Raw genomic sequence first — 227 nt, 5'->3', positions numbered from 1 at the left:
GGCCACATGAAGGCCGGCGAGGCGTTCCTCCAGCCGGACCTGGCGAAGACCCTGGAGCGTATCGCCGACAAGGGACCGGACGAGTTCTACAAAGGCCATACCGCCGACCTGCTGGTGGCACAGATGCAGCAGGACAAGGGACTGATCACCCACCAGGACCTCGCCGACTACAAGGTCAGGTGGCGCGAACCGATGCGCGTCGACTGGCAGGGCAACACGCTCTATAC

The 227-nt window shown here is 63.9% G+C and carries 1 protein-coding gene; it reads left to right on the top strand.

Annotated features, from left to right (window positions below; all coding sequences use genetic code 11):
• A partial coding sequence (locus G5A07_RS21865; RefSeq protein WP_191864030.1) for a gamma-glutamyltransferase occupies positions 1 to 227 on the top strand: 227 nt, incomplete at both ends.

Origin of the sequence: Stenotrophomonas sp. AS012628, assembly GCF_010608305.1 — a bacterium.
Taxonomy (GTDB): domain Bacteria; phylum Pseudomonadota; class Gammaproteobacteria; order Xanthomonadales; family Xanthomonadaceae; genus Stenotrophomonas; species Stenotrophomonas geniculata.
The sequence above is the reverse complement of the archived record's forward strand: the minus strand, read 5'-3'. Positions and strand labels throughout refer to the sequence as shown.